This is a genomic window from Paenibacillus sp. Negev47 (assembly GCF_058313655.1).
In genome coordinates this window covers 5,747,045-5,764,867 of the sequence record NZ_CM177754.1, presented here as the reverse complement: position 1 = coordinate 5,764,867, position 17,823 = coordinate 5,747,045, and the positions used below count along the sequence as shown (strand labels likewise).

Genomic DNA, 17,823 nt, shown 5'->3' with positions numbered 1-17,823 from the left:
AATATGCTTAGATTGAGACTATTTTACTGCGTACAATGGAATAAGTAAAGCGTTTACAAAAATGGACGGACACCTCTCAGGGCGCACTTGGGGGCGTGTGCGGAGGGAGAGGGGAATAACAATGCTTCAAGTGAAATATGACAGGGAACAGATTCTACACGTAATCGAGAACGTTACCAAGAAAACACTGGATATGGATCTGACATGGGATTGGCCCGGCGGTGTGGCTTATTATGGAGTATCCAGAGCCTATCAAACGACAGGCAACCAAGAGATTCTGGACAGGCTGGTGAAATGGGCAGACGAATATATCGAGCTGGGGCTGCCGAGTTGGACGGTAAATACATGTGCCATGGGCCATGTGCTCATCACTTTATATGAAGAAACCGGGGATCAGAAATATTGGGATATTGTCCTCAGCAAAGTCGATTATCTCCAGAATCATGCGCTTCGCTTTGGCGACCATGTGCTTCAGCATACGGTATCCGTTTCCAATGATTTTCCGGAACAGGCTTGGGCGGACACCCTGTTTATGGCGGCATTTTTCCTGCTCCGCGTAGGTAGTAAATTAAAAGACGAAGCCATGATTCAGGATGCGCTGAATCAGTATTACTGGCATATCAAATACCTGCAAGATCCGAGCAGCAGTCTGTGGTATCACGGCTATAACAATATCAACAAGGACCACATGTCCGGCTTTTACTGGGGAAGAGCGAACGCTTGGGGAGCCTATACGATGTCTCAAGTGAAACCGCAACTGAACGACTGGTATTTGTATCCGCAGTGTATGGATGTAGAGTGTGCACTTCGCGATCAATTGGCGGCTCTCAAGCTGGTGCAAACCGAGAATGGCTTGTGGCGTACGGTTCTGGATGACGAAGATTCGTATGAAGAGGTATCGGCTTCCGCTGGCATTGCAGCAGCCATGATCAATAATGGCAATCCACTGCATACCAAATATGTGCAAAAGGCATTGGAAGGCATCCTGAGCAACATTAGCGAAGATGGACGCGTGCTTGGTGTTTCTGGCGGTACAGCAGTGATGAAGGATCGGGATGGCTATCGCAATATTCCAAAAGACTGGATTCAGGGCTGGGGTCAGGGCCTGGCACTCGCTTTTCTGTCCGATATGTTGAGATAGGGAGGGAACCAAAATGTCCAAACCAACCAAAGGCTCCTTTACACTACCGGGAGAATCCGGATATGAGGCACTGACGCTGGAACTTGCCGATCGCTGGGGAGCCGATGTGATTCGAGACAGTGACGGTACAAAATTATCGGATGAGATTATCAATGCCGGATATGGTATCTATTCAACCATCTGCATTATTCGGGATCATAATGAGTGGGCATCCCGTAATCTGGATAAGCTGCAGCAATGTTTTCTCATTACGAATCCCAAGGTCGCTGTGCAAGATTATGTATCCATCTATCTGATGGAGGACTTCTTCGCTGAACAATTCAGAGTGAATGATTCCAAAGAAGCGTTTAAATATTGGCAAGTTTATGATCGAACGACTGGGGAAGAAGTTCCTAGAGGACAGTGGAATTATGAAAGGGAATCTGGCAATGTTGTCATTACTGGGGTTGCTCCTTGGCATAAATACACGGTGAGTTTCATGGTTTATCGGATATGGGAAGAGATTTCCATGTACAATCATACGACCAATAACTGGGACAAAGAGCACCTGATGCAGATTGACCCGATCTATACGGACACACAAACCTATCTGCTGGATTGGATGGAAAAGTGGTGTCAAGATCATCCGGAAACAACGGTTGTACGTTTTACGTCTCTATTTTATAATTTCGCCTGGATCTGGGGCAGTGATGAGCGGAATCGCCATCTGTTCTCGGATTGGGGTTCATACGATTTCACGGTAAGTTCGAGAGCGCTGGATCTGTTTGCTCAGAAATATGGATACTCGCTCTCTGCCGAAGACTTTGTGAATGGCGGTAAATATCAGGTCACTCATATGCCTGCGGATCAGCGCAAACTGGACTGGATGGCATTTATCAATGATTTTGTGATTGAATTCGGTAAAAAGTTGATTGATATTGTGCACAAACATGACAAGCTGGCGTATGTCTTCTATGATGACAGCTGGGTAGGCATGGAGCCGTACAATGATCGCTTTGAGGAATTTGGATTCGACGGCATGATCAAATGTGTGTTTTCCGGTTATGAGGCAAGAATGTGCTCAGGCGTTAAGGTGGAAACCCATGAGATTCGATTACATCCATACTTGTTCCCAGTTGGTTTAGGCGGGCTTCCTACCTTCAAAGAGGGCGGAGATCCTACACTGGATGCGAAGAAATATTGGATTAATATCCGACGTGCGCTGCTGCGTGAGTCGATTGACCGGATTGGACTGGGTGGATACTTGCATCTGGTTGAACCTTACCCGGACTTTGTGGATTACATCGAGAAGATTGCCCATGAATTCAGGGAAATGAAAGAGCTGCATCAGGCTGGAAAGCCTTATCAGATCAAGACGAAGGTGGCCGTTCTGCATAGCTGGGGCAAGTTAAGATCGTGGACCTTGTCCGGTCATTTTCATGAAACACATATGCATGATCTGATTCATGTGAATGAGGCGTTATCCGGTTTACCGATCGAGGTTAAGTTCATTGATTTTGAAGATATTCGTCAGGGCGCATTGAAGGATGTGGATGTTGTCATTAATGCCGGTTCCGCTGGATCTGCTTGGAGTGGTGGAGAGCACTGGAAGGACCACCAATGTGTAGACATCCTGACCCAGTGGGTGTACGAAGGTGGTACCTTCATGGGCATTAACCAGCCTTCAGCAGTTGAAGGGTACGACAACTTTTTCAGAATGGCGCATGTGCTTGGAGTAGATGAGGATACAGGTGCAAGAGTTGTTCATGGAAAGTGGTCGTATGAGGCTCACGATGAGCATGGTTTGGTGCCGGAAGCTGCAAATATCGCGTCAAAAGGTACAGGTAGCATATATCTTACGGATGGTACAGCCAAGGTATTGCACGAGACAGATGGCAACATTACGTTGACCACACACGCCTTCGGAAAAGGCCAAGGAATCTACCTGTCTTCGTTCGAATTCAATTGGGAAAATACAAGATTGCTGCATAATCTCATTCGTTTTGCTGGTAATGAAGTCGGTGACGAGAAGTATATCACGGATAATTTATATACCGAGTGTGCCTATTACCCTGAGAGCAACATATTGGTCGTGATCAATAATAGCGATCAGGTTCAATCCACGTCGATTGATACGGAGCATGGGAAACAAACTGTGGAATTAGATCCATATGATACGGTGATTACCAAGATTGGAGATTTGAAATTAGTGTAGGACAGTCAGAGCTCCTACCATTGGTATATTTATAATAAGCCCAGGTCTGTGGTGATTTAGCCGAGACGTGGGCTTATTGCTATGACAAGTGTCGATGTCGCTTCCCTCCGACATCTTTTCATTTGGAGATAATGTCAATGATTTTGCGCTTAGCGTCTTTGGCTAATTTATATGTGTAGTATAAAGGTTGAAGTATACTTAAAGGTCAAGGCTGATTCCTGTCTATTCCTATGATACAGCGCCTATAGTAATCCATAGAATGAAATTTTTGATCACAACTATGGTATGATCTTTATATATTCAAAAGTTTGAATGAAGGGGTATAACGTATGAATCAGAGCATACAACAGTTTAAAGCGGATTTTTTCAAAGCCTTGGCTCACCCCATGCGGATTCAGATTCTGGAGTTGCTGAGTGAAGGGGCGAAGAACGTCAACGAGTTGCAAAGTATCCTGGGGTCAGAAGGTTCCGCCGTTTCGCAACAGTTAGCTGTATTACGCAGCAAAAATGTTGTGCAGGGACTGAAAGAAGGGACTACGGTCATATACTCTCTGCGGGACCCTTTGATTAAAGACTTGCTGGAGGTTGCCAAACAGATCTTTGACAATCATCTGGTCGATGCCATTTCCATGTTGGAAGATATCCGAAAAGAAACATAAACATGCTAAACAAGAGGAACCGGAAATATTCAGGTAACTTCTTGTCTTTTTGCATGTAATCAACGCCTCAGGTGTGAGCATTACGATTGACAGAGTGCTCGCAGGGGCGTAGTCTTCTTATTATATTCAAATATTCAAATATATAAAGAAAAGAAGGTTAAGTCAGATGAAATGGTCGGGGAGATATGCAGGATATAATGGTTCTGCTTTTCGTAAGGATCTGTTATCGGGACTAATTGTAGGTATCATTGCGATTCCACTCGGTATGGCGTTTGCTATCGCATCCGGCGTCAAACCGGAGTATGGCTTGTACACAACGGTAATCGCTGGGATTCTCATTTCCTTGCTGGGTGGGTCGAAGTTCCAGATTGGCGGGCCGACGGGGGCATTCATTCCGATCCTCTTCGCCATTGTGATGCAGTATGGATATGAGAATTTATTGATTGCTGGAATCATGGCCGGATTGATACTTGTATGTATGGGGCTGTTTAAACTTGGGGTGTTGATTAAATTTATCCCACGACCCGTGACCATTGGATTTACGGCGGGTATTGCCGTCATTATTTTCAGTGGGCAGATTGCTAATTTTCTGGGACTACGCGGGATTGAGAAGCATGAAGATTTTTGGTCTAATATGAAAGAAATCGGGATGCATATCTCAACCATTAATATATATAGTTTGCTGACAGCAGGCAGTTGTCTGGCTGTTATTCTGCTTGTGCCGAGGTTTGCGCCGAAGGTGCCTGCGTCGCTGGTCGGGTTGGTTCTATCGACAGTTGTTGCAGCTTTGTTTTTTGAAGGGCAGGTGGCGACGATCGGATCATCCTTTGGCGCCATACCTAACTCCTTGCCTCAGTTTCAGGTGCCAGAGATCACTTGGGAGCGAATTGTGAGCTTGCTGCAACCGGCTTTTGTTATCGCCATGTTGGGCGGAATTGAATCGTTACTGTCTGCTGTTGTTGCTGATGGCATGACTGGAAGTCGACATAACAGTAATCGAGAGTTAATTGGGCAGGGGATCGCTAATGTGGTAGCCCCGCTATTCGGTGGTATTCCTGCAACAGGAGCGATTGCACGTACAGCTACGAATATTAAATCCGGAGCTGTATCACCATTGTCGGGGATTATTCATGGCATCGTGGTTCTACTGGTACTTCTTCTGTTCGCACCATATGCTTCCCATATTCCACTTGCCAGTATGGCTCCAGTCCTGATGATGGTTGCCTGGAATATGAGTGAACGGAGGTCGTTCATGTATGTTATGAAAACCAAAACGAGCGACTCGCTTGTTCTGATCACCACCTTTTTACTCACCGTATTCACGAGTTTAACGACGGCTGTAGAGGTTGGGTTGATAATGGCCGTCCTTTTATTTGTTAAGCGGATGAGTGAGATGATGAAGGTTGCCAAAGTGCTGCCCGATCCCAATCATAAACATGAGAAAGTCATGGCCCACATGGTCCACGAAGGACATGATTGTCCGCAAATAAACCTGTATACGGTTGAAGGGCCGTTATTCTTTGGTGCAGCGGATAGGTTTGAGAAGTCGGTCATGGATTCGATTCATCGGCGACCAGGTATTTTGCTGTTGCGAATGGGCAAGGTACCCTTTATGGATACGACAGGTGAGTCCAATCTGGCCCATGTTGTCAAACATATGGAGAGATTTGGGGGAAGGGTTCTACTTTCAGGCATTCAGACGCAACCTCTGGAGATGCTGAAGAGAACGGGATTGGTTGAAAAAATCGGTACGCATCATATGTTTGAGCACACGGGTGAAGCTATCCATTTTGCATTAAAGCATCTGGATGATCAGAAATGCAGGGGATGCAAACATTTTGCCTTTCGTGAATGTGCTGCTTTGTCGAACGCTGATGCCGATTCAGAGTCAAAGAGGGCTCTCAAATCTGGAAATCGAGTCCGTGCAAATACCCCTGTTTAATCGGATGAATAGAGAAGAGTTATAGGAGTATAGCATTTTGTGAGATTAAAATATATATTCTGGAAAATAGATTAAAAATATACTATGTTATAGGTTGGGCGGTGAATAGGTGTCATCGTTCCTCAAAAAAGAAATAGTATATTAAACTGAAGGAGTATATATATGTCCACTCAACCGACTGCTTTACGTTCAGTGCTTAACCCCAGGTACCTGGAGTCTGCATTGAGGGATCAGTATGACATTGGAACGTGGGAAGAATGTTTATTTTGGCTCAGAGGATTGAATGATACATATCGCGTACGCACATCGAAAGGTTTGTATATTCTACGAATCTACCGTACTGAAATTACGGAGGCAGATGTTCAGTACGAGCTGTCATTATTGTCTCAACTGAAGGACACTCTAGCTTCTGCGGAACACACCGACATTGGGGAATACATCGAGAAGAAAGATGACACTGGATATACTGTGCTAGAGGCTGCGGAAGGCAAGCGGGTGGGTGTGATGTTTAGGTACATTGAGGGTACGGAAAATAATCTGGAGGATGAAGAGTCCTGTTACGCTTTTGGTCAATCTGCCGCTGAATTGCATATGGCCATGGATCAGGTGACCGTGGAGTTGTCACGATATGAGTTGGATCTGAAGTTTCTTATAGACGAACCTCTTGAGCGAATTATCAACTATATCGGTGAGAACAATGAAGCAGCAGCATTTCTTCAAACGTTTGCGAGAACATTAAAAGAGCGCATTGTTGCCGTCTCTAATCAAGGTCTCGACTTCGGCTTGTGTCATGGCGATATGCATGGGAATAACAATGCGTTTCAACAGGAACATCAGTTCATCTATTATGACTTCGAGTGGGCAGCCAATAGCTGGCGTGCCTATGATTTAGCTCAAGTGAAAGCTCGAAAGAGGCAGTCCGGTAAGCAAAAAGAAGTGTTATGGAAAGCACTGATGGCGGGATATCGTTCAGTCAGAGGTTTCTCTTCGGAAGATGAGCAGGCGGTTGATCTCTTTATTATCGCTCGCAGATTCTGGGTGATGGGTCTGGATGTTGCTTTTATTGAGAGTGATATGGGTGCGCTGGACTATGGTTCGGATTGGCTGGATAGTTTCGTGGAAGAGTTCCGAGATGCAGGTCTCGTTGGTTAATCATTCAAAGAAAAATAGAATAAAGTCATCATCATGCCGCCAATATGGCGGCTTTTTTCGGTTTGAATAGAAATTATACCATTCAGGACAAATTCAGGCTGGACATCGCATTGCCGACCTGAGCTATGAGTTTCAGATGAACATTACTACTGCAGAGAAATGATTATCAAGTCGTTAGTTAGTTCTATTCGGTTAGTTCGATGATGATGAAGAAGCGGCTGCAGCCGATGCTGCGGCAGCTGCTGCCATGGCGGCCTGCTGGGCGATGATAATATTCGTGATACTGGTTGAGATCGCCGAAGTGAGAACACCGTTTCGCAGATTCTCCACATATTGAATGGCTATCAATGCAGAGGAGAACAGGAGCAATTCCTGTTTGTCGATCGACCAGGCACCGAAGCCCTTTTGTGTCCGTAACCAGTCCTGTGTTTCGACAATTTGATCCACTAATGAATCTCTGTCAGAAGGCAACAGGGAGAGTATTCCGAGAGAGGGTAACGTGTACGTTTTGTCCATTCGGAGATTCCTTTTGCGAAAAGCTTCATTTAAAGCAATCACACGAGCGCTTGCATCCGGGCTGTCATCTCCAAGAACCAACACCTGTGTTAACGCCTGCACACTGTTTCTGGAGGAGAATTCGGGTTTTAATTCGTGATAAAGTTGTTCCATGCGTACCACACCGGAATCCACGTCGAGATCGGAAAGGGCTAACATGGCAGCAAAAATGTAGTCATCCTGTCCAGTAAGGAAACGATGCTCCGCTTTCATGCCGTCGTAAAACGATTTGGCCCGCTCCACCATATGCTGAAACTGGTCAGGTGATGCCTGAGTAGCGATCTGATAGGCAGCAATAACCAGATAATCAGAGTTGCGGAATTTGATCTCTTTCATTAAGTCATAGACATGTAAGGTGTCTGCCAGCTTCGTGTCTTCATCTGTGGTAAGAGAGAGCATGGCAGCAATGCTGATGGAAGAATTACCTCTGAATGCAGAGAAGAGTTTCGTGTTTTGCTTAATCAACTCATGGCTGTGACGAATGGCTTCCCCATCAGCAACTTTATTCTCCGTTGCATAGAGCAAGGCGACCAGACGATGCATCATCGAATGTTGCCATTTGAACGACTTCTTGATGATCTGGGTATTGGAAACGAATAATTCAACTCGTTCTGCATGATGCTGCTGCATAAGTCGACCTCCTGAATATAGACATTTTTAACAGTTTACTATATAAGTGAATGTTCAAAAAGAGTGGTTTTCAGTACCGCTTATACATCAACTTTATTCATTATTATTTTCTAGAGCTCTATTTCATGATCAGATTACCTTCACGCTGCAACATCAGTTCCTCCAATGCCTTGAAGCTGCTGGATTCGGAGTCTACCTCGCTGCCAGACAATCGTACTTTCTTCAAGTTAGGTAGATTCAGGAGCAGACTAGGATCGGAGAACGATGTTTTACATAAATCCAATATCTCCAGACCTGCTAGTGTCGAGATGAAATCCCATGACTTGGGTTTAAGCTTTGTCACATCAAGGTTTTTCAATGTTTGCATATCCGCCAGATGATGCAGATCCTTCACTTTAGTTTCCCAGATCCAGAGGACCTCCAGTTGCGGGAATTGGTCACGGATGTTTCTTGGGTGCGATTAAGTGGATTTCTTCTACATCAGGAAAGGCTTTGAAAGAATCCAGTGTTTGTAATTGGCAGGTTTGAGAACCTAGCGAAACCTTGCGTACACTGGATACAGGGGCGAAGTCGGGTATAACTTCAACATCATTAAATGGCATAGTGATATGCTCCAAGCGATCCGGGAGAACGCTCTGACTCGTGTAATTATTTTGGAGAAACTGATGTTTTGCAATGAATGCAAAGGAGATAACAGATGATCCGGTAGGGTCTGCTCTACATTGAACAACTGCAAAGATTTCAGATTTTTCATCTGTGAAATGATTTCTACATATTTCTTGATCTTCGTTTTGCTTGAGAACGCCAGACTTTCCAGACTTGTGGCATGGTCCAGGCCAATCAGGTCGGGGATGGTCATCCGGCTATTGGAAACGCCAAAAGTCAGGCTTTTCAGCTTCGTAAATTCCTTTAACGGCTCAAACGTGGTAATGGATTTGATATCCTGAAGAACCAGGGTTTCCAGATCATAGACGGAACCGGGTGGGTAAACCATTTATACTTGAGATGACTCTCTATGTATGAAGCTGCTTCGTCTACGATGGCATATTTTGATTTGGCGTAATCCACGTTACTACCTCCATTTAAAAAATAGATATAATAGGTTATTGTATCTTCATTACCCTTTAATTCAAGGTGTGTCACTTCCACAGACAAGAGAGTCTAGTTGTTGAATATAAAAAGACCGCTATTAGCGGTCGTAGGTTAGATTGATCAGTGATATAGGTCTGAACTAATTGAAAGAAATCGAGTAGGCTACGTTAGGGTATGCCGCCGTCGAACCTGGAACACGTTCCACTACAGTGATCAACGTTCCTGGGTTGTAGTAGGCTGAACCGCCGAAGTAAATGTTTTTGTTTACGATGGCTGTACCGAGGTCCAGTGTCGTATTATTGTAGCTCCAGTAATAGTGCAGTTGAAGGGTATTGGCTGCATTTGTTGTGACTTTCACGCTGGTCCCCGTCGTTTTGGCATTAGGAAGAATGTAGGCGTATCCTTGTCCGGCAGAGAGCGCATTGGAATAACTGCCACCATAGCTTACGATGGCGGGATTAGCGGAAGCGGTCAGGCTAAACAGTAGGGAGATACCTAGAATAAGTGCAAAAAATGTGCTAATGCGTTTTTTCATAGAATGCCCATCCTCTCAAAAATGAAGTGTTTTTATAGTTTAACTCGATGTAAACCAAAAACCTTTTCGAAACGGATTGGAGCCCCTCCTTATTCAGTTTATGTTAGCGCTAACATTCCTAACGGCTATACTATATACCAATAAAATACAGATGTAAATAGTGGATCAGATCAGATCTGATCTGATCGTCAGGAGTATCAAATGAATTAAAGCGATCATTCCTATAGGGTAGATCAACGATCTGGAGAAGCCATTCTTAAATTCATTTCGAGGATGCTTCTCGAAAAAGAAGTGCAACACGGTATGTATGACGAAAAAGTTATCTATCACCCAAAATGTAATGGTCTGATACGAGCTAAAAAGTAGAGAAAGAATGATCGTGTACATAGGTAAATGAATCCAAGTGAAATACCTGTAGGCTTTATCATCTTCCATATCTTTTAACACAATAAACAATTTCCATTCGGATCGCCTGATGGCATCCATTTCATGAAGCAGAAATAAAGATAAATTAAACAAAAATAAGACGAGTAAAAAGTCAGGCATGTCTCTTCTCCTACTTCAATATAATTTTTTTCCATCTTACTAAACCTAATTAGTGGTGGCCGGATATTTTGCATTTGGTATCGGATAAAGACCACGTATAGATGGCGTCGAGGATCGCTAGTCTCGTATTTCCTATTCAACTTATATCGTAATATCATACATGCATTCCTTGAATACAATGGAGAACCTGCGGGTGATTCAGCGTCATTTAGGGAGTGCATTTTTTTATCCGCAAAATTCATGCTTGAATCTCCTGTAACTGGAGGTTTTAAGATTGAAGGTAGAAGAGCTGCCGCACAATAGTATCATTCCAATTCTTTTCGCGGCAGAAAGGGAGGCTTTAAGCATATGAGGACAGTAGAATGGATTTATCTTATTTTCAACCTGCTTATGTTCGTAGGGGTAATCGGGATCGGGAGAGAGAATCATAAGTTTCGGATAATGGTATGGGGCGGATTCGCCATATCGGGTGTGCTGCTGATCATCCATGGTGTGGTCGAAGGACTACGTTGGTCGATGATTCCAGCGTATCTACTCACGTTGGTTCCACTTGTAGTGTTATTTACAAAGGCAAGACGCCAGCAACAGTCCGGTGTAACCTCACTGAACAGTCAACGTTCCGAGGTATCCACTTCCAGATCGACTGTGGTGGGGAAATTCGGACGTGTTCGAATCATCGCAAAGTCTCTCCTGGTGTTGGTATACGCTGTTGTAAGCATTGGCTTGCCGCTACTGTTCCCGATTTTTTCGTTTGCCAAGCCAGCAGGTCCCTATGGAATCGGAACGGTATCCTACGCCTGGACAGATAACAGCCGGGAGGAATTTATTGACGAGTATTGCCGGTGACCAACGGGAGCTGATGGTACAGATCTGGTATCCAACGAATCCAGACGCAGAGGGCGCTACAGCCCCTTATGTTAATAAGCCGGATATCTATGGGACAGCCTTCAATGAAGTGCTGAAACTGCCAAAGTTGTTATTTTCCAGTCTGAGTCAGGTTGAAACGCATGCGATTCAGGAAGCACAATTATCTGATGCGGAGGCCAATATCCGGTTATTCTTTTCTCCCATGGTCTGCATGGCTATGAAAATCAGAATACGTTCCAGGTCGAGCAACTGGTCAGTCAAGGTTACATTGTTGTAGGCATCAATCACACGTATAGCAGTCTGGTGTCCGTATTCCCGGATGGACGTGTGGCGCAGTTTGAATCCGAAGGGAAAGAAGGCTTTGAGTAGCTGCAGTTCAGTTACATGGACAAGTTGAATGAGACATGGGTAAAGGATGCACAGTTTGTACTGGATGGGGTGGAGAAGTTGGCTGAGGGAGCCCCAAGTGGACGCTTTACCGGACATAAGGATCTGGACAACATCGGCATGTTTGGGCATTCATTTGGCGGAGCAACGACAGTACAGATGTTAATGGATGATCCGCGTGTGAAAGCAGGCATGAATATGGACGGCGTATTATTTGGTGAGAAGCGTATTCCTGCCGAAGGTGTGGGCAAGCCGTTGCTGATGATGAGTGCAGACTCAACCGTTGCAGGGACAAGTGTCATGAGTGACGAAGAGATTGCTGCGATGGGCACGACCCGTCTGGAAGCCGAGAAGTATTATGAGGAAGTGTACGATCGCTATGAATCGGTAACCGCAGGTGGGAACTATTGGATGGAGCTGAACAACACCAAACATCTGAGTTTCTCGGATATCTACCTGATCTCTCCACTGCTCGAATGGACGCAGGGTGTAGATGCGCGGGGGACGCAACAGTTGGTCAACGATACGACGATTGATTTCTTCAACCACTACTTGAAAGGGCAACCGCTCCATATGGATAAGGAAGTGGGAGAGCACGAATCCTATTCGTTAAAAAAGGCTAAACGTAAAATGGGAGGAGACTGGAGTTCAGTCTTCTAACATTTGTTTTAAGCGTAATCGCATCCCCTCCTGCAACAGGTTAATGCCATCTACAATCTGGCTCCATTCGGGATTCATCACCTTACACAGCTTGTTAAACGCAGAATGCGATCCGTCACGGAGTCCAGCATATATTGAGCCTGTTTGCGAAAAAATACTTCAGGTGCTTCGGCATACTCAGTACTGGCATACATCAACACAAAGTCCCCCCATGCTTTGCACAGCAGGGCTATTGATGTCCCAACGCTTGTCCAGAGCTTCGGTAGTACGAATGCGAATTGCCTCCATTTTTTTTCACCCAGACGTCTTTTTCGACTTGTGGCTAATTCGCCATGATGAAGAAGGGAACCTCCAACCGAGCCAGATCGGCCCAATAGGCCGGATCATTGATTAGTTCCTGAATTTCCTCCCAGGCCAGTGTCTGTTGGACCGTCAGTCTCGTATCTTTCATCATGTATTTGTCGAAAAAGTGCAGGAACGAGACTCTCCAAACCTGTGGAATGCTGTCCAGTAGATGAGATTCATCCACCTTGGTAGCAACGAATTGTTTTCGGTTTCCGTCTACTCGCATTGGCCGTTAGGGATTCTACCAGACTGGAGATATAGGTGAGAGACTGTTCTGAATGCAGTGAGGTTTCTTCTTCATGCTGCTTCGCTTGTTGCAAGATGGAGAGCATGGAATTCATTGTGCCGATCTAGGTTTCCAAAGCTTCAATCTGCAGATCCAGTGCCTGTGCTACTGCCAGTTCACCAGACATGAGCGTTCGAATATCCGGTATGCTGAAATTCAAATAACGAAGTGTTGTAATCAGTTCGAGTTGCCATAGGTCTTGTGTTGTATAGAGTCGATGCCCGCCTTCCTTATGACTGGAGGGTTGTAAGAGTTCAATCTCATCATAATAACGGATCGTTTTCACCGTGGAGCCAATCAGTTTGGTTGTTTCACCGATGGATACTTTGTTAGTATTCAACGAGATCACCTCATGTTCTATTATACAATCTCCAGTCAGGGGAGATTCAATGCCGGAATAGTTGCCAAGGAAATGTAGCAGGTCCAGTTTAAATTCCACCCATCTCGGTTACAAAGGAAAGAGTGCAACTTTTACGTAAATGAAATTCAGAACAAATAATAAAAAGACGTTTATACGGTGGGTATCGTGTAAATAACAGAGGAGGAAATTGATCATGGCGAATCAAGACCAGCACACCATGCAAGATCCAACGACTCAATATCCGAAGGCTACACCAGAATGGAAACAGCAACAGGATGAGCCGGGGCTCCAGCGTGAGATGACTCCTGTTCCCGATGCGGGTGAGAAAAGTTATAAAGGCAGCGGACGTCTAACAGGACGCAAAGCGGTTGTGACCGGAGCCGACAGCGGAATTGGCCGGGCGGCAGCGATTGCTTTTGCCCGTGAAGGTGCAGATGTTGTTCTGGCATATCTTCCGGAAGAGGAAGCAGATGCGCAGGAAGTCGTGAAGCTGATTGAGGAAGCTGGGCGTAAAGCGATCAAAATGCCAGGTGACCTGAAGGATGAGAAATACTGCGAGGAACTCATTGAATCTGCGGTAAAAGAGCTTGGCGGGATTGATATCCTCGCTAACGTGGCGGGTAAGCAGCAGTTTGTGGAGCAGATTGCGGATCTGACCACTGAGCAATTCGATGCGACGTTCAAAACGAATGTTTATTCCATGTTCTGGCTCTGCAAAGCAGCTGTAAAACACATGAAGCCGGGCAGCTCCATTATCAACACGTCTTCCATTCAAGCGTATAGTCCTTCCCCAATCCTCTTGGATTATGCTACTACGAAGGCGTCGATCAATACGTTCAGCAAAGCATTGGCTCAACAGGTGGGTAGCAAAGGAATTCGTGTCAACGTTGTTGCTCCAGGTCCAGTTTGGACACCGCTTCAGGTCGTGGGTGGACAACCAGTTGAGAAGCTGGCTGAGTTTGGCTCCAATACACCACTTGGCCGTGCAGGACAACCTGCCGAGATGGCTCCAGCCTTTGTGTTCCTGGCGAGCCAGGAATCCAGCTATGTGAGTGGCGAGACACTGAATGCTAACGGCGGTACAGTTAGTCCGTAAACGTTGAATTTAAAAGGCCTATGGATCCTCACCAGCGATTATAGGCCAGTTAAACAAAGAACTCCATTCCCGATGAAGGTGAATGGAGTTCTTTGTGGTTATGTTATTTTTTGTGATTATGGATTTACTTCTGATCCGGTTTCGGTTCCAAAATGGCATAACTGCCGAGCGTGGCTAATTGTGCTGTATTCAGAAGGGCTTCATCCACTGCAGCAAGGGCTTCGCCAGCAGCTGTCATGAGCTCATCAGAGTCAACAGGTGAGGCGAAACGGAGAATGACCCGGTTCTCTCCTTTTTTGAGTTCAGTCTCAGCCTTAGTTTTGTACTCATTTATGGATGCGACTTCGAGATCATTCTGCACATAATAATCATTGGCATCGCTCTCGCCATTGAACATCGCGAGCTCGGAATCAAGCCAGTAATCCTTATCCGCTATCGTTTTCTGACTTGCAGCAGTCTCATCGTTGGCATTGTACAGGAAGTATGGGATGCCGGAGTTCGTCAGGTTGTTGGTGGCATCTACATGGAACCATTCGTTCCCGATTTTGACCTTGTTCCATGCATGTGGAACGCCGCTCGAAGCTCCCGTTACGACGATACTTTCCAGTCCCGAGAGATCGGAGAGCAATTTGTAGACGGAGGCATAGCTGGCACATACCCCAACACCTTTGACCAGAATACCGTATGTGGTAAACGAGTCATTGAACTGCGGATCGACATTTTTGAAGTTGTTCTGCTCGGCATTTTCCAGCGCTGCATCATCATACTTCGCGTTATCGTTCAGATAATCGTAGATGGCTTTTCGTTTCTCGTCTTCGTTCATACCATCTTTAATGATAGAAGCCACGACTTCGTTCGCTTTGGCAATAATCTCATCCTGTTTCTTCTGAATACCACTAGCCGATTCATTGTAATGAATCGTAAGGGTAAGCGTACCATAGTTATATTCAAAACCTTCCACACCAAGAATTAATGGATTCTGGTACATCACTTTCAAGACAACATCCGAGAGTGTCGTGAAATTTTGAGCCTCGGGGAAAGCTTTTAACGAAATTTTATCTTGTGCCGCAATCATGTTCTTGGCTAAAACTTCTTCCAATGCGGAATCTGCATTGATCATTGCATCGCCTGTAGCAGGCTGAGGCACGGCTTCCTGATTACCTTGTTCTACATTTTGTTGTGTATTGGACTTCTGTTCATCTACCAGGTTGTCTTCTTCAGCTTCAGGAGCTGGTGTAGGAGCTCCATTGGAGACTTCTTCGGAAGCCTTATCAGAAGCCTCAGTGGATACAGGATCAGCTGCATCTTCTGTAGTCTCAGTATCGGTTGCGGACTCTGTAGTTGGAGTTTCCGAAGCCGGTGCTTCTTCTGTTTCCGTTGCAGACTCAGGTGCATCATGATTGTTGATGATCGTTGGCACGTCAGGTGCAGGAACGTAAGGTGTGTCATTCTTCGGTTCCACCAGTCCGTTACTGGACTCGGCTACGGTTTGCTGAGCAAGTTTGTCCAGGTCTGCTTGAGTCACATTCTCTACGCGTACATAACTTTTCAGAGCTGTTCCTTTAACGTGAAATGGAATATTCGTTTCATTGAACTCTGAAATCTCTACGTTAGCGGTATCATAGACAATGGTTTCACGGGCTAGAGAGCCGTCATTGTACTCAACTGTTGTTTTCTGAGGAAGTACATCTATATTCTTTAATTTCTCCCTATACAATTGTTCTTTCAAAGCTGTTGGTAACTGGGAAGCAAGCGGAGCTGTAGGGACACCTCTGCTAAAATTGGATTCTTTGCCTCCACCGATTGCAGTGACGTAATATTCTCCTCGTATACCATGGTTCTGATGAGTAGTTATCAGATCATTATAAGTGCCGAGCCCGCCTTTTCCGTCTCTCAAAAAATCATTGAAGGACGTCTCTGTCGTTACCGCAATATCTAAAGGCAGACTATTACTGAAAGCGTCCTCTGCGCCAGTTAGAGGTACATTTGTATCGAAGTTGGTTAGGTCAGAACGTTTATAAATTTTATATTCGGTTGCACCCTCAACCTTGTCCCAGACCAACTTTAACCGTCTGTCTTTATCAATCTCGTATCGTAGGTTGGGCGCAGGTAACTCCGATTTCACTGTAAACGGAATAATGATGGGTTGATCGAGCAGTGTTAGGTTCTCAGCATCCGGATCATAATTCAGGCGAATGTAGTAGATTGGAGCACCGCCCCAAGAACTTTGTCCAGTAGCCTTCATTGAGTCAGAACTCAATACGCCCCACCCAAGAGGTTTAATGGAAACACTATTGTCGTTTGTCTCGGGAATGGCATATACATCGCTTGCTTTGAGTGCTTTAATATCGGTATGTACACTAATAATGTCACTAGCTGACAGGTTATTTTTACGTAAATCTGCTTTAAACTTGAACGTAAATTCTTCATCCTGAGCTACGTTGTACATCGGCATGATCGCTTGTTCCGATTCGGAGCCGTATTTCTGCTTCAAACTTAAAATGGTAGAACCTTCTACTACTTCTGTAGGGTTATTCTCGGACGGACTGCTTTCCTGTTCATTACTCTGGCATCCAGCCAGTAACAGGGTGAGCGCAAACATAATGAAAAATAGACGTTTCATGATACACCGCTTTCTTGTTTTTCTGGGTTGCTCTAATGGCTACGTTCTACACACCGAAAGATTATCAGATATGGTTAAAACCCATACTCGAACCTCTTAACGGTCAAACCTCCTATTAATTTCCTGACATCCTTTGCTAGTTTATGGTCATATTGACTCATTGTCAAGGTGAGAGGATAGGTTTTAAGTCCTGTAGAACAATAGAACAGTTGTAATTCCGTAGCTTGAGTTCAATGGTAAAATAGAAGAGTTACTACATATTTATATATATAAAAGAATAATTTGGGGAGGCTGGGGTGGCGTATGACAGCAGAACAGATTGTCAGAACCTTTTTTGAAGAGGTCCGATCAGGCCGAAATCCTGATTATGCAAGCAGCGTGATGGCGGAACAGGTACTGGCTCATCAAGTGATATCTGAAGAAGAGGTCACGGTGACCCGAACACCTTCCGATTATGCGGATCATGTGCGAGAAATGATCGAAGCTTACGGGGGATTTTCACTCGAAATTCAGGAGTTGCTGACGCAAGGCGATAAAGTCTATGTGCGCTGGAGACAAACGGGTACCCATGTTGGCGAAGTGAACGGATACAGTCCAACGAACCTCCCGGTTATTGAAATTGCGAGCGCAGTATACCGAGTAGAGGACGAACGAATTGCAGAGTATTGGATACAGATCGACAGGTTGGGTATCGAAAAACAATTGGAACGTAATCGGAGCTGAGTTTCTCAGCTCTTTTTTAGTTTTCAGCC

Annotated in this window: 19 protein-coding genes; 11 read left to right on the top strand and 8 right to left on the bottom strand. The window is 45.1% G+C overall.

Features of this window, described 5'->3' with window-relative positions; all coding sequences use genetic code 11:
* Positions 1–121 precede the first annotated feature (121 nt).
* From AC4G47_RS25955 to AC4G47_RS25935, 5 genes are all read left to right on the top strand, one after another.
* Positions 122–1,141: a glycoside hydrolase family 88/105 protein gene (locus AC4G47_RS25955; RefSeq protein WP_491103445.1), complete on the top strand. Its 1,020-nt coding sequence runs from the start codon at positions 122–124 to the stop codon at positions 1,139–1,141.
* A 13-nt stretch (positions 1,142–1,154) separates the two neighbouring features.
* Complete coding sequence (gnpA, locus tag AC4G47_RS25950) at positions 1,155–3,335, top strand: 1,3-beta-galactosyl-N-acetylhexosamine phosphorylase (RefSeq protein WP_491103444.1); 2,181 nt, start codon at positions 1,155–1,157, stop codon at positions 3,333–3,335.
* A 329-nt stretch (positions 3,336–3,664) separates the two neighbouring features.
* The gene (locus AC4G47_RS25945) at positions 3,665–3,994 is read left to right on the top strand and encodes an ArsR/SmtB family transcription factor (RefSeq protein WP_062836296.1); all 330 of its coding nucleotides are present in this window, start codon (positions 3,665–3,667) and stop codon (positions 3,992–3,994) included.
* A gap of 166 nt (positions 3,995–4,160) precedes the next feature.
* Positions 4,161–5,936 (top strand): SulP family inorganic anion transporter, encoded by a 1,776-nt coding sequence (locus tag AC4G47_RS25940; protein ID WP_491103441.1) that lies wholly within the window; start codon positions 4,161–4,163, stop codon positions 5,934–5,936.
* A gap of 162 nt (positions 5,937–6,098) precedes the next feature.
* Positions 6,099–7,088 (top strand): phosphotransferase, encoded by a 990-nt coding sequence (locus AC4G47_RS25935; RefSeq protein ID WP_491103440.1) that lies wholly within the window; start codon positions 6,099–6,101, stop codon positions 7,086–7,088.
* Positions 7,089–7,280: 192 nt separating this feature from the next.
* On the opposite strand, the gene AC4G47_RS25930 is transcribed toward AC4G47_RS25935, so the two are convergent.
* The 5 genes from AC4G47_RS25930 to AC4G47_RS25910 all read right to left on the bottom strand — a co-directional run bounded on the left by AC4G47_RS25930 (position 7,281) and on the right by AC4G47_RS25910 (position 10,446).
* Entirely contained in the window at positions 7,281–8,273 is a 993-nt protein-coding gene (locus AC4G47_RS25930) for a DUF4003 family protein (protein ID WP_491103439.1), read from the bottom strand.
* Positions 8,274–8,391: 118 nt separating this feature from the next.
* Positions 8,392–8,667 carry a hypothetical protein gene (locus tag AC4G47_RS25925; RefSeq protein ID WP_491103438.1) on the bottom strand — a complete coding sequence of 92 codons (276 nt, stop codon included), beginning with the start codon at positions 8,665–8,667 and terminating at the stop codon, positions 8,392–8,394.
* Between the two features lie 138 nt (positions 8,668–8,805).
* The gene (locus tag AC4G47_RS25920) at positions 8,806–9,267 is read right to left on the bottom strand and encodes a hypothetical protein (protein WP_491103437.1); all 462 of its coding nucleotides are present in this window, start codon (positions 9,265–9,267) and stop codon (positions 8,806–8,808) included.
* 237 nt (positions 9,268–9,504) lie between these two features.
* Positions 9,505–9,900 (bottom strand): hypothetical protein, encoded by a 396-nt coding sequence (locus tag AC4G47_RS25915; protein ID WP_145326262.1) that lies wholly within the window; start codon positions 9,898–9,900, stop codon positions 9,505–9,507.
* 165 nt (positions 9,901–10,065) lie between these two features.
* The gene (locus tag AC4G47_RS25910; protein WP_491103436.1) at positions 10,066–10,446 is read right to left on the bottom strand and encodes a DUF6713 family protein; all 381 of its coding nucleotides are present in this window, start codon (positions 10,444–10,446) and stop codon (positions 10,066–10,068) included.
* Between the two features lie 348 nt (positions 10,447–10,794).
* Between AC4G47_RS25910 and AC4G47_RS25905 the strand changes: the two genes are divergently transcribed.
* From AC4G47_RS25905 to AC4G47_RS25890, 4 genes are read left to right on the top strand one after another with little or no spacing between them, the layout of a single operon-like run.
* A complete protein-coding gene (locus tag AC4G47_RS25905) occupies positions 10,795–11,292 on the top strand; it encodes a hypothetical protein (RefSeq protein ID WP_491103435.1) in 498 nt (165 codons plus the stop codon).
* Positions 11,273–11,590, top strand: a complete 318-nt coding sequence (locus AC4G47_RS25900) for a hypothetical protein (protein ID WP_491103434.1) — start codon at positions 11,273–11,275, stop codon at positions 11,588–11,590. Before AC4G47_RS25905 ends, AC4G47_RS25900 begins: the two co-directional genes overlap by 20 nt.
* Complete coding sequence (locus AC4G47_RS25895; protein ID WP_491106803.1) at positions 11,521–11,682, top strand: hypothetical protein; 162 nt, start codon at positions 11,521–11,523, stop codon at positions 11,680–11,682. The genes AC4G47_RS25900 and AC4G47_RS25895 overlap by 70 nt, the downstream gene beginning before the upstream one ends.
* A 15-nt stretch (positions 11,683–11,697) precedes the next feature.
* On the top strand, positions 11,698–12,360 hold the full coding sequence (locus AC4G47_RS25890) for an alpha/beta hydrolase (RefSeq protein WP_491103433.1): 663 nt from the start codon (positions 11,698–11,700) through the stop codon (positions 12,358–12,360).
* 322 nt (positions 12,361–12,682) lie between these two features.
* On the opposite strand, the gene AC4G47_RS25885 is transcribed toward AC4G47_RS25890, so the two are convergent.
* Together AC4G47_RS25885 and AC4G47_RS25880 are read right to left on the bottom strand one after the other, a co-directional pair.
* On the bottom strand, positions 12,683–12,931 hold the full coding sequence (locus AC4G47_RS25885) for a hypothetical protein (RefSeq protein WP_491103432.1): 249 nt from the start codon (positions 12,929–12,931) through the stop codon (positions 12,683–12,685).
* A 124-nt stretch (positions 12,932–13,055) separates the two neighbouring features.
* Positions 13,056–13,331, bottom strand: a complete 276-nt coding sequence (locus tag AC4G47_RS25880; protein WP_491103431.1) for a MerR family transcriptional regulator — start codon at positions 13,329–13,331, stop codon at positions 13,056–13,058.
* A gap of 214 nt (positions 13,332–13,545) precedes the next feature.
* Between AC4G47_RS25880 and AC4G47_RS25875 the strand changes: the two genes are divergently transcribed.
* Entirely contained in the window at positions 13,546–14,448 is a 903-nt protein-coding gene (locus AC4G47_RS25875) for an SDR family oxidoreductase (protein ID WP_336765351.1), read from the top strand.
* 124 nt (positions 14,449–14,572) lie between these two features.
* Here AC4G47_RS25875 and AC4G47_RS25870 read toward each other — a convergent pair whose 3' ends face one another.
* Positions 14,573–17,071, bottom strand: coding sequence for a transglutaminase domain-containing protein (locus AC4G47_RS25870; RefSeq protein WP_491103430.1), 2,499 nt, complete (start codon positions 17,069–17,071; stop codon positions 14,573–14,575).
* Between the two features lie 303 nt (positions 17,072–17,374).
* Here AC4G47_RS25870 and AC4G47_RS25865 point away from each other — a divergent pair, with 303 nt between their 5' ends.
* The gene (locus tag AC4G47_RS25865) at positions 17,375–17,794 is read left to right on the top strand and encodes an ester cyclase (protein ID WP_491103429.1); all 420 of its coding nucleotides are present in this window, start codon (positions 17,375–17,377) and stop codon (positions 17,792–17,794) included.
* The last annotated feature ends 29 nt before the right edge of the window (positions 17,795–17,823 follow it).